Source organism: Marinomonas foliarum (assembly GCF_003337275.1).
Classification (GTDB): Bacteria; Pseudomonadota; Gammaproteobacteria; order Pseudomonadales; family Marinomonadaceae; genus Marinomonas; species Marinomonas foliarum.
Map to the genome: position 1 here is coordinate 130,004 of NZ_QPJQ01000004.1, position 19,440 is coordinate 149,443.

18 protein-coding genes are annotated in these 19,440 nt (G+C 42.3%); 7 read left to right on the plus strand and 11 right to left on the minus strand.

The window, feature by feature from the left end:
* Positions 1-53: 53 nt before the first annotated feature.
* Entirely contained in the window at positions 54-1,700 is a 1,647-nt protein-coding gene (locus tag DFP77_RS03445) for a lytic transglycosylase (RefSeq protein ID WP_114410898.1), read from the plus strand.
* A 79-nt stretch (positions 1,701-1,779) separates the two neighbouring features.
* Here DFP77_RS03445 and ppnP read toward each other — a convergent pair whose 3' ends face one another.
* The 4 genes from ppnP to DFP77_RS03465 form a co-directional block, all read right to left on the minus strand.
* Positions 1,780-2,070, minus strand: coding sequence for a pyrimidine/purine nucleoside phosphorylase (gene ppnP / locus DFP77_RS03450; protein WP_114410899.1), 291 nt, complete (start codon positions 2,068-2,070; stop codon positions 1,780-1,782).
* A gap of 51 nt (positions 2,071-2,121) precedes the next feature.
* Positions 2,122-3,009, minus strand: coding sequence for a transcriptional regulator GcvA (gene gcvA / locus DFP77_RS03455; RefSeq protein ID WP_309477154.1), 888 nt, complete (start codon positions 3,007-3,009; stop codon positions 2,122-2,124).
* 114 nt (positions 3,010-3,123) lie between these two features.
* Complete coding sequence (locus DFP77_RS03460) at positions 3,124-4,470, minus strand: DEAD/DEAH box helicase (RefSeq protein ID WP_114410901.1); 1,347 nt, start codon at positions 4,468-4,470, stop codon at positions 3,124-3,126.
* Positions 4,471-4,556: 86 nt separating this feature from the next.
* A complete protein-coding gene (locus tag DFP77_RS03465) occupies positions 4,557-5,102 on the minus strand; it encodes a DUF1285 domain-containing protein (protein ID WP_114410902.1) in 546 nt (181 codons plus the stop codon).
* Between the two features lie 198 nt (positions 5,103-5,300).
* Here DFP77_RS03465 and DFP77_RS03470 point away from each other — a divergent pair, with 198 nt between their 5' ends.
* Positions 5,301-6,260, plus strand: a complete 960-nt coding sequence (locus DFP77_RS03470; RefSeq protein ID WP_110573539.1) for a methylenetetrahydrofolate reductase — start codon at positions 5,301-5,303, stop codon at positions 6,258-6,260.
* On the opposite strand, the gene DFP77_RS03475 is transcribed toward DFP77_RS03470, so the two are convergent.
* Positions 6,253-7,263 carry a glycosyltransferase family 9 protein gene (locus DFP77_RS03475; protein WP_114410903.1) on the minus strand — a complete coding sequence of 337 codons (1,011 nt, stop codon included), beginning with the start codon at positions 7,261-7,263 and terminating at the stop codon, positions 6,253-6,255. The two genes, DFP77_RS03470 and DFP77_RS03475, sit on opposite strands and share 8 nt — an antisense overlap.
* Before the next feature lie 108 nt (positions 7,264-7,371).
* Here DFP77_RS03475 and DFP77_RS03480 point away from each other — a divergent pair, with 108 nt between their 5' ends.
* Complete coding sequence (locus DFP77_RS03480) at positions 7,372-8,082, plus strand: 3-deoxy-D-manno-octulosonic acid kinase (protein ID WP_110573543.1); 711 nt, start codon at positions 7,372-7,374, stop codon at positions 8,080-8,082.
* Positions 8,075-9,004, plus strand: a complete 930-nt coding sequence (locus tag DFP77_RS03485) for an LpxL/LpxP family acyltransferase (RefSeq protein ID WP_114410904.1) — start codon at positions 8,075-8,077, stop codon at positions 9,002-9,004. Before DFP77_RS03480 ends, DFP77_RS03485 begins: the two co-directional genes overlap by 8 nt.
* A 64-nt stretch (positions 9,005-9,068) precedes the next feature.
* On the opposite strand, the gene DFP77_RS03490 is transcribed toward DFP77_RS03485, so the two are convergent.
* The 6 genes from DFP77_RS03490 to DFP77_RS03515 all read right to left on the minus strand — a co-directional run bounded on the left by DFP77_RS03490 (position 9,069) and on the right by DFP77_RS03515 (position 15,684).
* Positions 9,069-10,052 carry an LLM class flavin-dependent oxidoreductase gene (locus tag DFP77_RS03490; RefSeq protein ID WP_114410905.1) on the minus strand — a complete coding sequence of 328 codons (984 nt, stop codon included), beginning with the start codon at positions 10,050-10,052 and terminating at the stop codon, positions 9,069-9,071.
* A 115-nt stretch (positions 10,053-10,167) separates the two neighbouring features.
* Entirely contained in the window at positions 10,168-12,510 is a 2,343-nt protein-coding gene (locus DFP77_RS03495; RefSeq protein WP_114410906.1) for a fatty acid cis/trans isomerase, read from the minus strand.
* Between the two features lie 194 nt (positions 12,511-12,704).
* Positions 12,705-13,304 carry a hypothetical protein gene (locus DFP77_RS03500; protein ID WP_114410907.1) on the minus strand — a complete coding sequence of 200 codons (600 nt, stop codon included), beginning with the start codon at positions 13,302-13,304 and terminating at the stop codon, positions 12,705-12,707.
* Positions 13,305-13,390: 86 nt separating this feature from the next.
* Entirely contained in the window at positions 13,391-13,771 is a 381-nt protein-coding gene (locus DFP77_RS03505; RefSeq protein WP_114410908.1) for a YacL family protein, read from the minus strand.
* Positions 13,772-13,782: 11 nt separating this feature from the next.
* Positions 13,783-14,802: a ribosome biogenesis GTPase YlqF gene (gene ylqF / locus DFP77_RS03510; RefSeq protein ID WP_114410909.1), complete on the minus strand. Its 1,020-nt coding sequence runs from the start codon at positions 14,800-14,802 to the stop codon at positions 13,783-13,785.
* A 282-nt stretch (positions 14,803-15,084) separates the two neighbouring features.
* A complete protein-coding gene (locus DFP77_RS03515; RefSeq protein WP_114410910.1) occupies positions 15,085-15,684 on the minus strand; it encodes an acyl carrier protein phosphodiesterase in 600 nt (199 codons plus the stop codon).
* A gap of 235 nt (positions 15,685-15,919) precedes the next feature.
* Here DFP77_RS03515 and DFP77_RS03520 point away from each other — a divergent pair, with 235 nt between their 5' ends.
* The 3 genes from DFP77_RS03520 (at position 15,920) to DFP77_RS03530 (ending at position 19,440) form a co-directional block, all read left to right on the plus strand.
* On the plus strand, positions 15,920-17,449 hold the full coding sequence (locus tag DFP77_RS03520; RefSeq protein ID WP_114410911.1) for an ABC transporter substrate-binding protein: 1,530 nt from the start codon (positions 15,920-15,922) through the stop codon (positions 17,447-17,449).
* Between the two features lie 75 nt (positions 17,450-17,524).
* Positions 17,525-18,505 carry an ABC transporter permease gene (locus DFP77_RS03525; protein ID WP_114410938.1) on the plus strand — a complete coding sequence of 327 codons (981 nt, stop codon included), beginning with the start codon at positions 17,525-17,527 and terminating at the stop codon, positions 18,503-18,505.
* Positions 18,502-19,440: an ABC transporter permease gene (locus tag DFP77_RS03530; protein WP_114410912.1), complete on the plus strand. Its 939-nt coding sequence runs from the start codon at positions 18,502-18,504 to the stop codon at positions 19,438-19,440. Before DFP77_RS03525 ends, DFP77_RS03530 begins: the two co-directional genes overlap by 4 nt.

A 19,440-nucleotide genomic window follows, 5' to 3' on the forward strand; every position in this document is an offset into this window, starting at 1 on the left:
CTCTATCGCAACGTCTTTAAAATGAGCAAACTTTATCCAAAATTGTGACTTAAATGACCTATAAAATTTTCTGGATTTGTCTTGCCAGCCTAGTTCTCAGTGCATGCCAAACCACCTCAAAACTAGAACAAAGCAATGCATCTAACGAATCTATAGAAGCAACAGAAGATACAGATATTCTAGAAGCTGACACTGAACAATTAGGCTTTATTGATACCGTCCCTCCCGTTGATAGCGTAGAAGAAGAACAAGTAGTTGAACAGGATGAACCAGCTATTGCGGCGAAACCGAAAGCCCCTACAGACATTTGGGATAGAGTACGTGCTGGATACGGTCTGGATCTAGATATAGATCGCCCTCGCCTATCTTCACAACTTCGCTGGTTTAGCTCTCACCCCTCTTACCTTGACAGAGTATCAAAACGTGGCGAACGTTATTTATACTACATTGTCGAAGAGCTAGAAAAAGCAGGCATCCCAACTGAAATTGCATTATTACCCATTGTTGAAAGTGGCTTCGATCCTTTTGGATACAGTCATGGCCGTGCCTCTGGACCTTGGCAATTTATTCCTTCGACAGGCCAAATGTACGGACTTGATCAAACTTGGTGGTACGATGGCCGAAGAGACATTATTGGTTCAACTCAAGCTGCTATCGCTTACCTAACACGCTTGCATAAAATGTTTGACGGAAACTGGCTACACGCTCTTGCGTCTTATAACTCAGGTGAAGGTACAGTATCAAGAGCAATTAGAAAGAATAAGAAAGCAGGTAAACCCACTGACTTCTGGTCTCTGGATTTACCAAAAGAAACACGCGCCTATGTTCCAAAACTAATCGCATTAGCAAAAATCATCAAAAACCCGGAAAAATACAACTATTCAACGTATTTCATCCCGAATAAGCCTTACTTTGATATCGTCAATATCGGCGGTCAACTTGACTTAGCACAAGCGGCAGACATGGCTGAAATAAGTATCGATGAAGTTTATTTACTTAATCCTGGATTCAATCAATGGGCTACATCTCCTGATGGACCTCATCGTTTGTTGATGCCTATTTCCAAGGCCAAACTATTTAGAACTAAGCTGGCAGAAATACCAAGTAAAGAACGTGTTACTTGGGTTCGCTATACAGTAAAAGCAGGCGACAATTTATTGCTGGTTGCGAAGCAACACAATACCACGGTTAACGTTCTGCAAAACGTCAACAAGATCTCTTCTACGATGATCCGTGTTGGCCAAGAGCTCATGATCCCCGTTGCTGGGAACGATATAGAAAGCTACACCCTAAGCTCTCATCAGAGACTGCTAGCAAAGCAGTCCCGAGCACCAAACCGCAACAGAATCAAAATAAACTACACGGTTAACTCTGGTGATAGTTTATGGCTAATTTCTAACAAATACGGAATAGACAGCAAAACACTGGCTCGATGGAACAACATGGGACTTGGCGATCCACTAATACCAGGCAAAAAACTTGTCGTTTGGTTGGAACCAAAAGCCTCTGAAAAGAGTACTCGTAGCGTGATGAAGAAAGTGGTTTATACCATTCGATCTGGCGAGTCATTGGCTGTAGTAGCAAATAAATTCAAGGTTTCCATTAACGACATTAGAGACTGGAACCCTAAAGTTAGCAGCCAAAAATACGTTCAACCGGGTGACAAGGTAACCTTACTTGTTAACGTGGTCGGCGGTTAAATAATACATCTGAATCACCATAAAAAAGGGGCTGATTATTAAAATCAGCCCCTTTTTTTGTTCATAAACAAAAAATAAATTATTCGTAACGGCAAAGGTATGCTGTTGTTTCTTCTACTTTAACTTGAAAACTTTGATTCGCTTCTACGATAAAAGTATCGCCTTTGGTAAACACTTTCCAGTCACTTTGCGCAGGTAGTTTAACGGTCAAAGCACCTGATACAACAGTCATGTACTCACGCTGACTTGTCCCAAACTCGTAGTCACCAATAGCCATTACACCAACTGTTGACGTTCCTTCAGCATTGTCCAACGCAATGGACTTAACTTGATCATTAAAATAACTGTTCACCGTTAACGCTGTGCTCATATATAAACTCTCATCTTTATTTAAAAAACTTTGCTGTTGATCGCCTACGGCTCAAGAGTGCTGATTGCCCGCCATCTCTTCAATAATCCACTCTTTAAAAGCCAACATTGCCGATGTCACTGAGCGACGTTTTTCATACACCAAATAAAACGAACGGTTCGTAATTAAATGCTGATTGAATAGAACTTTTAACGTGCCAGCCTCTATTTCAGGCATGATTAACTCAGGATCTGTTAAAGAAATCCCCAAACCTTGCGCTGCAGCACCAGCCGTTAAAGACCCGCTAGAGAACATTAAACCTCGACGAAATAATTTAGGATCAAGATCATGTTGTTGCAGCCAGTCGTGCCATTCATCCTTTCTTTTTGTAACATGAAGAAGCGGATAAAAACGCATGTCTTCAGGCTTATTTATTGGCTGTTCTGGTTTTATTAATCGCGGGTTACATACAGGAGCAAGACGAGCAGGACGCAAGTAATGTGCTTCAACCCCTTCCCAGTCTCCTGCGCCAAAATACACAGCCATATCGATATCATTCGCCGAAAAATCAATCAAGCCTGTCGAAGAACTTATCTCAATTTCAATATCTGGGTATCTCTGCTGAAAGCGTTCCATTCTTGGCATTAACCAACGAGTAAGAAACGCAGGAGCAACAGCCAACCGCAGCGAGCCTGATTTTTGCTTACTTTTCAGCTCTGATGTGGCATTTTCCAATTGTTCAAAAATACTTTTGATGGGCTTTAAGTATGACTCCCCTGCCTCCGTTAACACTACTTTTCGCTTAGTGCGTCGAAACAACTCAAGGCCTAGAAAGCTTTCTAGGCCTTTAATTTGATGGCTAATTGCTGAAGGTGTCACAGACAGTTCTTTGGCTGCTTTATTGAAACTGCCATGTCGAGCAGCGGACTCAAAACACTTCAATGAGTTCAATGGGGGCAAACGATTAATAAGCTCATCTCCAATAGATAAGAAAGATTAATCAATAGCGTGAATATGGCTCACCTGTCAATTAAAAAATCTTTTCTGTGTAAAAAGTCATCTGACAGCAACGAGTTACTCGTCTTCATCACCAAAATCAGGCTGTGAATCAGCTCGTTTAGTTGGCAGTTTAAACGCCTCAAAACCATCTTGCTGGTTATCATGAAAACGCGCTTTCGCTGGCGCTTTCTTAGTGACCTTTTTGGACGGTTTAGTTGACGCTTGGGCTTTAGGTTTTTTACTTACAGAACGAGCAGGCTTAGGAGGCAACAAACCTTTAAACTTACCTTCTAACCCTTCAATTACTTCTGTCGTAAACGTTTTCTGTAAGAAAGTCTCGATTGCTTTAAAGTTCACCCAATCTTTAGGGCCAACTAACGAGTATGCATCCCCTTTAAATCCTGCACGTCCAGTTCGTCCTGTTCTATGGACAAATTCTTCGGCTTGTTTTGGCAAATCGAAGTTAAAAACATGTGACACACTAGCAATATCCAACCCTCGAGAAGCAACGTCAGTACTTACCAACACTTCAAACTGGCCTTTAGCAAAGCTTTCCATGGTTTTATTACGAGCACTTTGAGATAAGTTCCCGTTGAGCGCCTGAGTCGTCAAGCCCCATTCCGCGACCATATCAGACAAGCGAACCGTATCATTTTTCGTTGCAGTAAAGACAATCGCCTGCTTAATCGTTTGCCCTGTCAAAAGATGCTTTAACAATGCTTCTTTGTGATCAAGATGGTCGCAAAGTAAAACGTGCTGCGATATGTCAGTATGCTCATCAAATCCCTGTCCCACAGCCACTCGAGATGGCTCTCGCAATAATTCACTCGCAATAGTACTGACTTCCGTATTATCAAGTGTCGCGGAAAAGAATAATGTCTGGCGCTGACGGTGATTCGCTGCAGCATTGATGGCTCTCATAGCTTCTGCAAAGCCTAAATCCAACATTCGGTCAGCTTCATCCAAGATAAGAAGCTCCAGACCTTCCAAAAACACATTTCGCTGCTTCAGGTGATCAACCAAACGCCCTGGTGTCGCCACAATAAAGTGTGGATCTTTTTGTAATAACTTATGCTGATCATTAAAGTTTTCGCCACCTTGAATAAGAATAGAGGTGAAACGACTAGACGCCAATAAAAGTCGTAGCTGCCCATACACTTGCTTTGCCAACTCACGCGTCGGCACCAAAATAACCACTCGAGGATCACGCTTGGACAAAGCTTTCTTTTTATAAACTCGATGCAGCGCAGGTAAAAGGTAAGCGAGTGTTTTTCCTGAACCCGTTTTTGAGGACGCTAATAAGTCACGACCAGCCATTGCCTCTGGGATGGCACGAGATTGAATTTCGGTTGCCTTATCAAATCCCAAATGACCGATGGACGTTAAAATACGATTATCAAAACCAAATTCTTCGAATAACAAAAAAATACCCCTTCAAAACTCAAATACGACGCAAACAAAGTGTCACGCTTAATCCCTACATTATAACCTAGACGCAAAGAAATTCGTCATTCATCTTTCATTAAAAGATAGCTTTTACCTGCACTTATCACCCCCATTCCAGAGCCTTCTGCTGTATTAACATGTTCCAAACACTCCACTACGCCATAAAACACATTTCGGTTAACCAATGCCTTCATTCCATAGCGCATAGAAACATAAGGCCGTTCTTCTTTTTGAAAGAAACCCAACCAAATATCACAATCGACGCCCAATATAAGGACATCGTCTGTTTGCGTGATAAATTCAATAGCGCGACCCGCTTGTGTCTCTATCCACTGCCAACCAGTCACCAAAAAAGGCGCATCCTCAACTTTAATCCGCACCTTTTCCACCGGTGTTACCAAGAAGTATTCACCCGCCTCAAACCATAATATACGGCTGAACATGGTTACCATCGCTGGACGATTGATCTTCCCACCTTCATGAAACCACTCACCGTTCGCCTTGATCACCATATTCATGTCACCACAAAAAGGTGGGGACCAAGTGTGCACTGGTGGCAATCCAGACGTTTTTACCTCAGATAACCCCTTTAATTCTTTATTTAGCATGACGCCTCCTTTGCCATATCAGCAACTCAGCAAACTCATTAGATCACCAGAAGATTAACCGCCTTCACTTAAACTACAATATAATTCAACTTTATAAGAAAGCCTTGAATTCATTTCACTGTTAGAATAGATCCAACGAACAAACATACCGAAGAGCAGAACGTTATTATCTGCCTCGCTTATTTAGAGTGTGACATTATGAAATCGGAATTGGCAACAAAGTTTCAAGACCCTACTCGCGGCATCTACTTTATCGGCACAACGCCACCAAAATCTTCGCTTGAAGAAGAGCAACTCGCACAAGTTAGTCAAAAATTGCTTGAACGTCTTGATAATATCGACATTGATGGTTTGGTTGTCTACGACATTCAAGACGAAACTAGCCGTATTGATAAGCCACGCCCTTTTCCTTTTATGGAAACACATGACCCACGAGCTTGGTCTAAACGCCTTCACCAACAGTCTGGCAAACCTGTCATCACTTACAAATCTGTCTCATCTCGTAGCTCAGAAGAGTTTTCGGGTTGGCTTTCTGAAGCGTGGGAGCAATATGGGATTCGAGATCTAGTATTGGTCGGCTCACCTTCTTCCAGTGGCGATATTAAATTGCCACTGCCACAGGCTTATGAAACCTTAAAAGCATCTGAACACTCTTTTAACTTGGGTGGTGTCACAATCGCTGAACGCCACGCTAAAAAAGGCGATGAACATTTACGTTTAAGCAAAAAAACTGAAGCTGGTTGTGAATTTTTCATTTCGCAAGCCGTATATAATCACCAAGCGACAGCGGACCTCATCAGCCGTTACGCAAGAACCTGCAAAGAAAAGGGTGAAGCACCAAAACGCATCATTCTAACCTTCACACCTTGCGGCAGCGCGAAAACATTAGAATTCATGGAGTGGCTAGGTATTTCGGTACCTGAAGCAACAAAACATCGTATTTTAGATGCCGAAGCACCATTAGATGAATCTATTAAGATATGCCGAAACGCTTTAGAACAGATTATTGAAATCGCCTTACCACTTGGCGTTCCTTTGGGTCTAAATATAGAAAGCTTAACCAACCGAAAAGAAGAAATTGATGCCTCTATTCAGCTATACAAGCTATTAAAGGCGACATTAGACCTTAAGTTAGCAGAGCAATCTCTGATTAAATAAGCGTTTTTAACTTCGCTAAAACAGACTCTACTTTAATATGCTGCATGGCCTTAGGGTCATGCACGCGTGTTGACCAAGGCAATTCTGCTGCTGGCTTCTGATATTCTTTTTCTACCAGTTCATCATAAACACTGATCACCTTATCCAAATCGCGGTAAGGCCCAGTACGCCGAGGATCGGAGTGCGCATATAACCCCAAAACAGGCGTTCCCACCAGTGTCGCCATGTGTGCAGGCCCAGTGTCTGGAGAGATAACCAAAGTTGCATTTCTTAACACCGACAACATCATATCCAAGGGCGTTTTCCCAACCAGATTGACTACGCTTTCTGCGCGATCAGCCATGATACTGTTGGAAAAATCCATTTCATCTTGGGATGGTCCACCCGTTATCACAGGGCATATGCCTTTACTTAATAAGCACGTCAATATCGCTTGGTATCCATCTATCGTCCAATTACGCTCTGCTTTAGACGCGGATGGGTTAATCACTACATACCTAGCTGGCAATCCAAATGTTTCAGCAGGCAAAGAAAGCTCGCAAGGCAAAGAAGGCTCATCAACACCGAGCACACTCGCAATAGATAAAAAAGAATCCAATACATGCTCGCCTTTAGGCTCTGGGGCATACTCATTCACAAACCAATGCTGCCTTTCACGAGAATGTGTCAGAGCAAAGCCAATGCGCCTTTTCGCTCGAATCATTCTTGATACCAAACTCGCTCGAATTGACCATTGTAAATGTAGCAGCACATCAAAGGTCTGGCTTTTTAACCGAGAACGTAACGCTAACAAACCAGAGAAGCCGCTTTTTTTGTCATACTCAACAACATCCACACCATCAAGCAAACGAACAAGCTTAGCCTCTAAAGGAGAAGTAACCCAAGTCACTCGCATGGAGGGATAGCGTTTCATAATAGACTGAACCACTGCCATAGCGTGACATACATCCCCCAAAGCGGATAAGCGCACTATCGCCAAATGTTGAATATTCTCTTGCTGCATCTCGTCCTCTAGGGCTGCTTAAATTCAGCAAGTATTATAGAATAGTCGCCCTTGAATGTGTCTAACTTTGTAGACATAACCCACAGAGATCATGACAAAGCGAGTAACATGCCACAAGCTATCAAAATATCGCCCAATACAGTGTTACTAAAAAGCGATCCAGAGCTCCCATTATCCAAGACATGGTTTGATTCTTCATTTTGGCAGTTAGAAGGTGAACTCGCAGGCACAGGCAATGGACGTGGCGCCGTTTGGTTTATCAATAGTCAATTTGGCAAATTTGTTCTGCGCCGCTATCGGCGTGGCGGCTTGATCGCCAAAATTAACAAAGATCGTTTTTTATTTACAGGCAGAGACCGCACCAGACCATGGCTAGAACTCACCCTTCTAGAAACCATGCGCAACTTAGACCTTCCTGTACCACGCCCAATTGCAGGTATATATTCGGTATCGGCTGGTTTTTATCAAGCCTTACTACTAACTGAAACAATACAAGGCGCTAAAGATTTATTCGACATAATAAAAAGTGATCAACAGGCTCAAATTAATTGGAACGACATTGGGCGAGTAGTAAAACGTTTTCATCAAAATGGCATCTATCATTCTGACCTTAACTGCCACAATATTATGATAGATGAGCAGCAGAAAGTTTGGATTATTGACTTCGATAAGTGTGAGCAAAAAGCGCCTCACTCCAGCTGGATGGAATCCAATGTTGAACGCCTAAAACGCTCACTCGACAAAGAATCCAGCAAACATACAAATTTTCGTGTATCAGAAAAGCAATGGCAGGCTTTTTTGGAGGGATACCATGGCTAAAAAAACGACAACATTAGACAAAAGCATCACAAACTTTTTGGGACCAAAACACTGGTTAAGTTGGGGCGCGATGGGCGTCGCTTATTTACTCAGCTATTTACCTTGGTGTGGCCAAAAATTCCTAGGCAACACACTAGGCACGATACACTATGCCTTAAGTACAAACCGTAAAAACATTTGCCATGTGAATTTAAAAATTTGCTTTCCTGATATGTCTGAAGAAGAACGGACTCAATTAGCTAAGGCACATTTCAAGAGCATGGGTATAGGTGTTTTTGAAATGTTTGTATCTTGGTTTCAAGACAGAAGCAAAACAGAAGAAAAAGTCATGTTTAACAACCAAGATGTGATTGAAAAAGCATTAAATAAAGGCAAAGGCTGTATTATCATTGGTGCGCATTTTTCTTCGATTGATCTTTGCGGCACCCATATGGCTCGCTACATAGATGTACACCCTATCTATAAACTACAACGTAATCCTGTTGTAAACTGGGTGATGGAGCGTCAACGCGAGGCCATTTTCACCAAAACGATTGAGCGTAAAAATGTGCGTGCAGTCATAAAATCTCTTAAAGAAAACAAAGCCGTTTGGTATGCTATCGACCAAGACTACGGTAGAAAAAATTCAGTATTTGCTCCATTCTATGGACGCCAATGCGCCACTATTTCACAAATCAGCCGCCTTGCCCAAAACACTAAAGCCGCTATATTGCTATACGATTACGGCCGTACAGAAAATGGATACTTTCTTTCGCTTACAGAACTTGAAGACTATCCATCCGGTGACGAGGTTGCTGACGCAACAACTATTAACAAATTAGTCGAAGCCCAAATAAACAATAAAAAAGAACAATATTTTTGGTCTCACCGACGCTTTAAAACACAGCCGATAAACGGCGACCCTTCACCTTACAGAAAATAAAAAAACAGCCACTAAAGAAGCTTCTTTAGTGGCTGTTTACTTCACCTAAAATATAGCCCTTGCGCTACAAACTATCCCGAACTTCCGCCATCAGACGTAAAGATGTCAACCTTGCTTCGGAACCATGAATTGGCATAGAAACAATCAACTCATCAACGTTTGTTTTCTCTAAGAAACTAGACAACTGAAAAGCAACTGACGCCTTCGAACCCACCATTGCATATTGCAACATATGTTCGACCATGTACTTCTCACTAGGTGACCAAATACCATCCATTGTTTCCACTGGTTTGGAAAAAGGAAGATTACGGCTGCGACGCAAATTAACAAACTGCTGCTGAGCTGAGGTAAATAAGTATTTTGCTTCTTCATCGGTATCAGCGATGACAGCCATCACACCAGCCATAGTATGCGGCTTAGCGAGTTGCTCTGACGGCTTAAAGTTACGACGATATACTGTTAGCGCTTGAATTAACTGATCTGGGGCAAAGTGAGAGGCAAAGGAATACGGCAAACCAAATTCGGCCGCAACTTGCGCACTATACAGACTAGAGCCTAGCATCCATAGAGGCACATGGGTATTTTGCCCAGGTACCGCCAAGACACCTTGCTCACCACTTCCTAATAAGCGCTGCAACTCCAATACATCATCGGGATAACTATCGACGGATGCATCCATATTACGACGCAAGGCTCTGGCTGTTTGCATGTCCGTTCCAGGAGCTCGCCCCAAGCCCAAATCAATACGATCTGGGTATAACTCGGCCAAAGTACCAAACTGCTCTGCAATTACTAATGGCGAATGGTTCGGTAACATCACACCACCCGAACCGATTCGAATTTTTGATGTTGCAGCCCCCAAATAGGACAATACAACCGATGTGGCAGAACTCGCCACGCCAGCCATCCCATGATGTTCTGCAAGCCAAAAACGAGCATAATCATGATTTTCAGCGGCAATCGCCATTCTACGACTCATCGCCAACGACTCAGCAACAGTGTGACCATCAGCCACTGGTGCTAAGTCCAATATAGAAAACGGAACCATAATACTTACCTAATAGAGAATATACCTACTATTTAAGGCGCTTCTCTATTAGTACAAGTACACAATCATGCAGAAAATGCAGAAGTGCCTTACAACGACTCGTTAACAAGACAACTTAGCGATTTTCTAGACGATTATAATCTAAAATACCACTTTCCCTTGGGCGATCTTGCTTATTCAAGTTAGCAATAGCATCACTGACAAACCAAAAGTTAGGGTGCGTTCTACGAATACCAAACGTATCCAGTAAATTCGAATAATCTTCTGTCGTTTGAAGATTTCCTACTTGTTTGGCCCAATCAATTAGTTCAGCCTCTTCTACCTGCATCAAGACATTCGGATAATCACCCAACACACCTTTCACTAAGGTCACACCGTCTTCTTCAGGTAATCGAGTATCTTCTTCATCTAATAAACTTGAAATATTGGCATGTGCTTTATTGTGTATAAGACTAAGCACTTCAAGTGGAACACCTTGCTGCGTCACCAATATCGTCGAGACATTAGGCAGATGGACCAAACCACCACCGCGTACAGCTTGCAACTCATATAAAGCCTTAAGCTGATCTGATGTCAATTTACTTTGTTCTAAGTCATGACTACGATCTAGAACACTCGATAATTTGTCACGCAGCTTTTCATAGAGTTCAGATTGATGATCATCCGTTGCGTACTGAACTTCGGACTGTCGATCGACCTTAATATAGTCACTGAATATGTAATCCTTGATGATTTGATTTACATCTCGATACCAATATTTTCGAACGGTTTCTCGATTTTCTTTAGGGAGAAAAAGCAAAAAATTCATTTCCCCTTCCATCCTCAAGAAGTCCATATACAAGCGTGTCACTAACTGATGACCCACATTGCCATACACATCAAATCCCGCTACGAGAAGATAATGGATTCGCTCTAATAATGGATAATCAATCACCCAAGCGGTTTTCGGTTGCTGCCCTACCATACCTTTGACAACGGAAGCATTGTCAAAGTGACGAAAAATAGTCAAGGCTGCGTTTTTGTTAACACCTTCGCCATCCCAAATGAGGCCTAGATCCAAAGGAGTATTATTGAACCCTGAACTTTCAATCAAAGCAGCTTTGGCCGATAAATAAGACTTCTGTTGCTCAGAAAACCTAACCCATGACGCTATAGGCAAGCTATTGCTTGAAGCAGGTAAATCTAAGCTCTGCACTTGGTCTTCTAAGTAATCCGTCGAGCCTTTGCCATACACCACTTCCGGATCAATAAAATACACCCAAAATTGATCATTAATTACATTAACTGCCACTTGCCCACGACAAACAGGGCCTTTTATAAACGACATAATCGTTTTTTGTGAATGATCCAATAAAAAGCGATAACGCGCACGTGTGGGTATCTCTTGAAATGTCTTAAACGGATTCGCTGCAATTTCAGGCTTATAACCTGGATCTTTGGTCACTTCATAATCATCGGAATAAAAATACGATTGCCAGCGAGCATAGCGCTCCTCATCCAACTGCATAGGAATATGGTTTTTTTGCACTTTTACTTCTTGGTCTAACCAAAGTCGGTAGTAGACGTGCTCTACACCGGGATCATCATAAGGGCGTCGGGTCGCGATTCTATCAATTGCTTCTCCAGGTGGAGTTTTAGAACGGACCAATTGAAAACGGAAGGCTTCACCGTCATCAAGATACAAACTGTATAAATAAAGGTGCTCGTAAATATAACGGGAGACTAATTGAGTCTTTAGATCATCCCCGTTTAAGCGCGATTCCCATAGCGCAACTTTCTTTTTAAGATTTGCTGGAGCAGACGCCGCTTCTGGCATTTTCCCACCCGTGGCTAACCAACGGGATAGCACATCATACTCGCTGGGACTCAATGCTGGGAGACCATACGGCATCCCCCAATTTGGGTAGTCTTGCTCAAATTGCTGATACTCTTCAACACTGACACACTGCTGATCACGAGCCAAGGAGAAGTCATAATCATCGGACAATATAGGCTGAGTAAATGAGCCTTGCTTGGCGCGTAAAGCAATTGCCCTATACAACAAGCTACCTTGTAAGTTCGCTGCAGGAGATTGGTCTCTTTCATTTAAAACAGGATGAAAACCTTTTGATCGCCATTCATCAGTGCTATTCGCATCAATAAATAAACGCGTAGGAGACGATGCTAGTAAGCGAGTACCATCGTAAACCAACTCTTTCGAACCTCCTCGCTCAAGACCAGCAGGTGCTGTTAGTTTCAACTGGCAAGGCGCGTCATAACAAGCATGACAAGAGACACAACGACTATCGAGAATAGGTCGAACTTGCTCATTATAAAAAACTTTGTCTTCTTCATTAACATCAACAACACGATGCTTTGAATCTTGTTCACCAAATACAGTATCAAATTGGTGTGTCGCATAAGCAGCACAACCCGATACCAGTACAATTAGACAAAGAAAAGTCAGCCATCGAGACATTAAAAAGATCCTCTTTTATATTCCATCTTTTTTAAACCGTGTTATTCAACGTTAAAAATGCACCATTCACTAAATATAACACGACAAAGCCACCATAAGGCTTCATTAAGAAAATGATCTTTTATAAATAAAAAAACGCCGTGAGGCGCTTCTTTATTTATGCTTTTATAAATAACAAACTCTATATTTGTTTTTTATTCGTCATCAACAATACCATCATCTGGGTATTCATCTGACAATTCATAAGAATCATCACCCATATCATCATTAGCCATCAATAGAGCTTCTTCATATGCGCCGCCAAATTCAATACGTGTAATATCATATAAGTCATATTCAAATGTTTCGTCGAACCAACGCGCATCAGAACCAATTTCTTCAAGCTCATAAGTAACGGAATCAGCACGAACAACACGACCGATTTCGCAGCTATCAGGCTCTATTTCTTCACGGTGAAGTGTTACAAGTCCAAACTCTTCACTAATATCAATCAACATGACCGCTAGATCATCTAGATCAACTTCTGGGTCAACAACTTCTTCACCACGAAGTGACAATACTTTTTTCTGAAAGTCATTAAAGGGAGCTGGATGTGCAAAGTCGCTAATATCCTCCAAAAAGAGGACTTGATAACCATTAAGACGAACACTGTCATCCACTAATTGGAGCAAAACCATTTCTTCGTTGGCATCCACAACAAAACCGTCCGTCCAACTATCTGGTCCGTCCAATTCTTCACGAAAAATGCGAACAACATTATTTCGAGTGCGGGCTTTTTCCAATTCGATGAGCATATCGGCTCCCTAAAAAAACGTAAAAAATAAACAACGCTAGTGTAAACCTAGCTAGCACTAGGAACAACTACCCTGACACTTAAGAATTAATTCAACACTTGGTGCCAATTCTCAATCATATTGATGAGATCTTCTAAACCACACTCAGCTTGAATACCATCCGTCGATGTTTGATAGAAACTGTCTTGCGAGTCAAACATCGCCTTAATTTCTTCTTCGGCTGAGTCAAGATCAATCTGTCGCGATACAGACACCCCCTCTTCACTGACAATAACCTCGAAAGGGCCATGCTTAAATTCGGTTGTTTCCTTTTCTGTTTCTGCCAAACGAGCAGCAATTAATACGCGTTGAATGCTTTCGACATCACGTACATACTCAGAAACCCACTCACCAATTGCGGCGAATTCATATCCGGTGTAAATGCGATAAACATTTTCGTCCTGATCAAAGGCAATTTCATAATCCATGACCGTGAACCTCACTGCTTGTCATTTGTATTCTCATCATGCTTAGTAGACTGGGCTTGGTCGTCCGTTTGCTGTGTTTGATTATTGCGATAAGCTCGATTGCTCGCCTGTTGTCGCTGCGGAACCGCCGCGGCCAACCTTGCCTGCCTTTCTGCTTCTTTCTTCGCTTTAGCCTCTTCCACCAAACGCTCTTCATGCGCAATCATTTCTGGTGTTTCCATCACGTAAGGACCAATCGCACCAGTCCTTACATCATTTAAAAAAACTTCTGCCGCCTTGTGCATATCGACTTTACCGCCAGATCGCAAAGCGCCTCGCTTGGAACCAATCACCCTTAAGACGTCATATGGATCTGTTGATATATCTTTTAATTTATAGCGAGTCATAAGAGCATCTAAATAATCGGCAATAAAGAACTTCAAACCGACTAATGCCACATCTTCGTAATCAATCGCTGTATCTCTAACAGCCCCCGTTACGGCTAAGCGATAACTCGCATCTGGGTTTTCAATTTTTGGCCATAAAATGCCAGGTGTATCTAATATTTGAAAACCGTTCGTCACTTTCAGTTTTTGTTGAGCCTTTGTTACTGCTGGCTCATCACCTACTTTTGCGACTCTTCGCCCTAGTAGAGCATTCATTAAACTAGACTTCCCTACGTTTGGAATACCAGCAATCATCGCTCTAATCGGCTTTTCAGCGCTGCCTCTATGGGGCACCATCTGACTAACCCATTGGCTAATTCGACCAACATCTGCTTTATCTAATGTCGAGAAAGGGTGTGCTAAAACGGTTTCGCTACCGCGCCAATGCTCTAACCATAAGTCTAGTCGAGACTTGTCAGCTAAGTCTTTTTTATTAAGTAGACGCAAAACAGGCACGTCACCTCGCAATGTATTCAACATGGGATTTTGGCTGGAATCAGGAATACGGGCATCCAACACTTCAATAACGATATCAACTTGCGTCATAACCTCTTCGATTTCTCGACGCGCTTTATTCATGTGCCCTGGATACCACTGAACGCTCAACCTAACTCTCCCATTTCGACCACGCTTTTTTCGGTGGCGAATTCTACCATAAGTTCGAACAAGATAGAGAAAATACTCTACTAAGAAAAAGCATTACCTTGTTATGACTATTTTAATACGATGGACGCCTTAAGCCTGACTCAGATCAAGGCGTTACTGTGCCAACAATTTATACTCGTCCATTCCAGATTAAGTAAAGCAAGGAATCTGCACCTAGCTTAACGCATAGTCTGGTTGTTCTCTCGATCGGGCTGACTTTCTATTCGATTGTCTAAAAGCCCATTAGCCGAGGCTGTGTGTGGCCTCGGCTTTTTTCATTTCCTCATCTACAAACTTTAATAAATCAGGGTACAGACGCAAGAAAGGCGCTTCCGCCTGCTTGATGATCTCGTCTAGGTCCTCTACGAAATCGGCCAAATACTCGCCATGTCGCCAACGTCGCATAATAGAGCATATTGCTTTTTCTACCCCTTCAACAGTTCCTAAATTTGCTAACCAATTTTCGTTTTCCAATGAACGAATCATGCTTTGTAAACGCTCAGGGCAGCGCTCCTTATCCTGGACTAATCCTAATAATGCCTGATGGCAAAATGTATTTAGCGGTATGACGCTAAAGCGCTCCCAGTATTGTATTAGCCAATAATCCATCACAATATCTTGAACTATCCCTGCAAAGCGTCGACGCCCTTTTCTTGGTATAGAGCGAAAGGACACACTAGCCTCATGTTTATCCACCATCACATCCACCTTTTGATGTAGACGCCACCCAATCCACAGATCAGTATCAAGGCTCTCCACATCGACAGGGAAATCCCCAAGCAAATTACCCACCCAAGATGTATGGGTAATAGAAGCGATATGAAGATGGGCAAAATAATTCATGGTGGCCTGCAAGTTATGGATGTCTGAGTCAAAGCTTATGTGACATTATTATCTAAAAACGCCATCGAATAGCAGTCTTGCTGTCTTTTTGCGCTTTTTTTTGCAAAAATGACCAATTGTCATCTTTATGGTCAAGATTTAACATCTCTCTAGGATTTACATCATATCAAGCCAAGAGCTGTTAGATACAAAACACCACACTCGAAAATTCAGCCTACATACGAGATCAAGAACAATGAAGATAAAGGTTATTATAGCCTGTTGTTTGGCTTTACTTTTATACAACAAAGCAGTGGCAACAACGCTAAAAATAGCCAATGACACTGATCCTGTTTCATTAGATCCTCATGAACAATTATCAGAAAGTACGCTACAGTTTTCTCATCTTGTTTTTGACCCATTACTAAGATGGAACAAAAATGGTCAATTTGAACCTCGCCTCGCCACCAAATGGGAACGCATTGACAGCCATACAGTACGTTTTTTCTTAAGAAAGAATGTTGCATTCAGAACTGGCAACACCTTCTCAGCAAAAGATGTTGTGTACACCATAGAGCGTTTAAAAAAGTCACCTGATTTTCGAGCCATGTTCGACACAATAGACAAAGTCATAATGGTTGATGAATACACCATTGATGTACACACCATTTATACCAATCCATTATTGCTCAACATAATGACCTATGTTTTTCCAATGGATAAAGCCTTTTATCAAGGGCAAGATCAAATCATTAAGTACGGTGAGACCTTTGCTTCTCGCCACGTATCAGGGACAGGACCTTACATACTAGCAGAAAGAAAACTAGGCAGTAGCATGGAGCTAACTCGCAACCCCAATTACTGGGATAAAAACTCAGTAGGCAATGCCGACAAGGTGATTCTGACTCCTATTCGAGCAGATTCCACTCGACTTGCCGCACTGCTTTCTGGGGATGTGGATTTTATCTTTCCTGTTTCCCCAATTGATATCGAACGCGCAAAAAAAGTCTCAGGCATTCAACTCGTCACCCTACCAAGCACTCGCATACTATTGCTGCACATGAACCAAAATAGACGTAAAGAATTTCAAGATGTCAGAGTAAGAAAAGCCATCAACTTAGCCATAAATCAGGCCCTAATTGTTGATAAAATATTAAAAGGTTACGCGACACCTGCAGGCCAGTTAAGTTCAGACAGGTTTCTAGGCTACATCAACGACTTAGAACCAGAGTACAATGTAGACAGAGCATTAAAGCTAATGAAAGAAGCCGGCTACGAAAAAGGCTTCCGTATTAGCATGATGGCACCAAACAACCGCTACATGAGCGATGAGAAGGTCGCCCAAGCCATTAGCGCCATGCTATCTAGAATAGGCATTACTGTTGACTTAAAAACGCTACCTAAAGCGCAATACTTTAAGGAATACGATAATCGTAGCGCAGACATGATGATGCTTGGCTGGCAATCGGACACGATGGATTCAAATAATTTATTTGAATTTATTATTGCTTGCCCAGATGCCAATACAGGCATGGGCGCTTATAATGCCAGTGAATATTGTAGGCCTGAAATCGATGCGGATATCCGCCAAGCAAACAGAGAAATGAATCCAGAGAGACGCCTGCGCCTTTTACAACAAATCGAACGGAAAATTTATGACGATGCAGCTGTCGTGCCTCTTTACTGGCAATCTCTTACTTGGGCCGCCAAAGGCAACGTTAATATAAATGACATAGTCAATGATCAAAATTACCCGCACATAGGAGATCTATTCATTGAAGAATAGAAAGTACACCAGACGAATTAAAGGTATGCAGCCCCTAAAAACCGCCTTAATGAAATGTGGACATATAACCTTCCTATGCTGATTTTTTTACTCCGCCGCTTACTACAAGCTTGCTTTGTCATGATCATTATCAGTGTGATTAGTTTCTCTATTCAGGACAAACTAGGCGATCCAGTACAGCAAATGGTGGGAATGACAGTATCACCAGAAGAACGCAATCAGTTACGTAACGAACTGGGCCTAAATGATGGTTTTCTCGTTCAATATTGGCGTTTTGCAAAGGGTGCAGTACATGGCGACCTCGGCACATCTTATTACTACAAAGAACCTGCGCTTGATGTGATTTTGGAAAAACTACCAGCCACTTTAGAACTGGCTTTTTGTGCAATATTAATTGTGATATTAATTGCCACGCCATGTGGGGTGCTCGCTGCGATTAAACCCAAACACATTCTCTCAAGATTACTCATGCTGATCAGCTCCATTGGTCTTTCGGTACCTATCTTCATTGTTGCTATTCTGATGGTTTATATTTTTTCAATAGAGCTCAATATAGCTCCTAGCTTTGGCAGAGGGCAGACAACAGAGTTCTTTGGTTTTTGGGAAAGTGGACTATTTAACAAAGACGGACTTAGTCATCTACTACTGCCGAGCCTATCATTGTCAATTGCATTAATGCCTATTTTCGTTCGCTTAATCCGCGCTGAGATGATGGATGTCTTACAATCTGAATACATACGTTTTGCTTGGTCAAAAGGCTTGTCTGCGCGACGCATTTATTTCATTCACGCACTGAAAAACACTATGCTCCCCGTGATTACAGTTGGCGGCATTCAGGCTGGCACCTTAGTGGCTTATACTATTCTCACAGAAACCATTTTCCAGTGGCCCGGCATGGGTTTTCTGTTCATGGACGCTGTCAGTCGAGTTGATACACCATTAGTTTCTGCGTATTTAATTGTGGTAGGAGGCATTTTCGTTATCACAAATACCTTTGTTGATTTGATTTATGGGTTATTCAATCCAACAGTACGCTTAGCGAGTCATGGTCTATGAAGCCCATCAAGAAAGACCTCATTCACCCTATTCCGGGCAGTCGTTGGAATCATATTTTATCAGGTGTTGTAGGCGACAAGCTTGCGATGCTAGCGCTTATTATCTTTGTTTTCTATTGCCTTATTGCCTTACTAGCACCTTTAGTCGCCCCCTATGACGTTTCAGATCCCGCCTTTATGGATCTTATGAACTCTGAGATTCCTCCAAGCTGGATCAGTGGAAATAGTCAGTTTTTATTAGGCACTGATGCCCAAGGCCGAGATTTACTGTCCGTGATTTTATACGGTACACGGCTGTCACTAACTATAGGCATTTGTGCTGTTCTGATTCAGGTAACACTTGGCATCTGCATTGGCCTAGTTGCTGGCTATTTAGGTGGCCGTATAGATAACTTTCTCATGCGCTGTGCAGATATTCAGCTGTCTTTTTCAAATATGATGGTAGCCATTGTCTTTTTAGCCATTTTCCAGTCTTTGTTCGGCATGGCCCGATATCAACAGCTGGCTATGATCATTCTTATTCTTGTTATTGGTTTAACAGAGTGGCCTCTATTTGCCAGAACTATTCGCGCCTCGGTACTAGCCGAAAAACAGCAAGAGTATGTGGATGCTGCAAGGGTCATGGGAATAAGCTCGAAACGCATCATGTTCAGACATATTTTGCCCAACACTTTGTCACCTATTTTGGTGATTTTCACGGTACAAATTGCCAACGCCATTGTAGCTGAAGCTGCCCTGTCCTTTTTAGGATTAGGTATGCCTGCGACTGAACCGTCGCTGGGCTCACTTATTTCAGAGGGTTTTGCCTATATGTTCGCCGGCTCATGGTGGATATGCGTCATCCCAAGTATCACGCTCATTATTTTGATATTGGCCATGAATCTTCTAGGGGACTGGTTGCGCGATCATTTAAATCCAAGGGCGTACAAAGACTAA

Bases quoted from the DNA above. Each gene is read 5' to 3' on its own strand.
- DFP77_RS03445 (WP_114410898.1), top strand. From the start codon at position 54: ATGACCTATAAAATTTTCTGGATTTGTCTTGCCAGCCTAGTTCTCAGT.
- ppnP (WP_114410899.1), bottom strand. From the start codon at position 2,070: ATGAGCACAGCGTTAACGGTGAACAGTTATTTTAATGATCAAGTTAAG.
- DFP77_RS03465 (WP_114410902.1), bottom strand. From the start codon at position 5,102: ATGCTAAATAAAGAATTAAAGGGGTTATCTGAGGTAAAAACGTCTGGA.
- DFP77_RS03470 (WP_110573539.1), top strand. From the start codon at position 5,301: ATGAAATCGGAATTGGCAACAAAGTTTCAAGACCCTACTCGCGGCATC.
- DFP77_RS03475 (WP_114410903.1), bottom strand. From the start codon at position 7,263: ATGCAGCAAGAGAATATTCAACATTTGGCGATAGTGCGCTTATCCGCT.
- DFP77_RS03480 (WP_110573543.1), top strand. From the start codon at position 7,372: ATGCCACAAGCTATCAAAATATCGCCCAATACAGTGTTACTAAAAAGC.
- DFP77_RS03485 (WP_114410904.1), top strand. From the start codon at position 8,075: ATGGCTAAAAAAACGACAACATTAGACAAAAGCATCACAAACTTTTTG.
- DFP77_RS03490 (WP_114410905.1), bottom strand. From the start codon at position 10,052: ATGGTTCCGTTTTCTATATTGGACTTAGCACCAGTGGCTGATGGTCAC.
- DFP77_RS03495 (WP_114410906.1), bottom strand. From the start codon at position 12,510: ATGTCTCGATGGCTGACTTTTCTTTGTCTAATTGTACTGGTATCGGGT.
- DFP77_RS03500 (WP_114410907.1), bottom strand. From the start codon at position 13,304: ATGCTCATCGAATTGGAAAAAGCCCGCACTCGAAATAATGTTGTTCGC.
- DFP77_RS03505 (WP_114410908.1), bottom strand. From the start codon at position 13,771: ATGGATTATGAAATTGCCTTTGATCAGGACGAAAATGTTTATCGCATT.
- DFP77_RS03515 (WP_114410910.1), bottom strand. From the start codon at position 15,684: ATGAATTATTTTGCCCATCTTCATATCGCTTCTATTACCCATACATCT.
- DFP77_RS03520 (WP_114410911.1), top strand. From the start codon at position 15,920: ATGAAGATAAAGGTTATTATAGCCTGTTGTTTGGCTTTACTTTTATAC.
- DFP77_RS03525 (WP_114410938.1), top strand. From the start codon at position 17,525: ATGCTGATTTTTTTACTCCGCCGCTTACTACAAGCTTGCTTTGTCATG.
- DFP77_RS03530 (WP_114410912.1), top strand. From the start codon at position 18,502: ATGAAGCCCATCAAGAAAGACCTCATTCACCCTATTCCGGGCAGTCGT.